This is a genomic window from Ruegeria sp. AL12, assembly GCF_056540885.1.
This window is the reverse complement of the sequence record NZ_JBQFXN010000048.1, coordinates 1-1,342: the sequence shown is the minus strand read 5'-3', so window position 1 is coordinate 1,342 and position 1,342 is coordinate 1. Positions and strand designations below refer to the sequence as shown.

The 1,342-nt window shown below is 57.1% G+C and carries 1 protein-coding gene and 1 pseudogene; both read right to left on the bottom strand.

Translation table 11 applies throughout. The features are described from left to right. Window positions 1-300 (bottom strand): annotated as a pseudogene (locus tag ACR0C6_RS21230) (TRAP transporter substrate-binding protein); the annotation flags it as partial. Between the two features lie 70 nt (window positions 301-370). After that, on the bottom strand, window positions 371-1,342 hold a 972-nt coding region (locus ACR0C6_RS21225; protein ID WP_480621078.1), incomplete at its 5' end, for a 3-hydroxyacyl-CoA dehydrogenase.

The window sequence follows — 1,342 nt, the reverse complement described above, 5'->3', positions numbered from 1 at the left end:
GGTGACAAACCGGCCCGGCTGATAGCCGTGGAAAATGATCGAGGCATCAGCGGCGCCATCCATGATCAGGTCCATCTGCGCAGGGGGCGGGGCAAGGCCCAGCTTCAGTTCGGCGGTGACCTGACCATCGGTGGCCTCTTCGATCATCTCGACGAATTTCGGCCACATCTTGGCATTGATGCCATGGGTCGGCGGGGCCCAGCTGGAAATGGTCAGCGTATAGTCTGCCGCAAGCGCCACTGTACCTGAAACGGCCAGTGCAGCTGAGGCAAGAAGTGTGCTCAACCTTGTGAATTTCATAGTTCTGTCTCCTCCCTGTGAAACATGAGTCAAGAATGCGTTAATGGTCACTTTTGTAACCATCAACTTGTTAATTGTCCCCAAGACAACCCGCGACGCGCCATGAACCGGGGCTTTCCTTGGCTACGGTTTCCATCATTGCGTGCGACGTGTTGGCTCCGATTTCCTTGCAATAGTTCATCGGCCCGCCGCGCCAGCGCGGAAAGCCGTAGCCGTGAATTTGAACCATATCGACGGCTTCCGCGGACTCGGCGATCCCCTGCTGAATGATCAACGCGCCCTCGTTGGCCAGCACCGCCAGGATGCGCGACACGATTTCGTCCTGCGCATATGCCCGCCGCGTTATGCCCTGATCCGCCGAGTGGGACTCGATCAACGCCTCCACTTCGGGATCGCGGATCGGTTCGCGATGACCCTCTTCATAGCGATACCATCCTTTGCCCGTACGTTGGCCAAGACGACCCATCTCGCACAGCTGGTCAGCAATCGTCACATAACGTTCGTTCGGGTCGCGGGTTGCGGCATTGTGTTTTCGGTTGGCCCAGGCAATTTGGAGGCCGGTCAAATCTTGCAGCTCGTAGGGCCCCATGGGCATCCCGAAAGCTCGCATTGCCTGATCCACCTGATAAGGCAACGCTCCATCTGCCAGCAAATAATCGGCCTCGCGCCGATACGCAGCCAACATCCGGTTGCCGATAAAACCATCGCAGATGCCCGACAGGACAGAAACCTTGCGAAGCCTTTTTCCGAGCGCAAACCCTGTGGCGACAACTTCGGGCGAAGTTTGCGGCGTATGCACGACTTCCAACAGCTTCATGACATGGGCAGGGCTGAAGAAGTGCAGGCCAATGCACCGGGATTGATTTTCGATACCCGCGAAAATCTCGACCGGGCTCAGGTAAGACGTGTTCGTGGCCAGAATCGCGTCACGCTGCATATGGCGGGCCAATTCTGCAAAAACCTGTTGCTTGACTGACAAGTCTTCAAACACAGCCTCGATAGCCAACTGAACGTCGGCAGCTTCGGAGTAGCTGTCAACGGC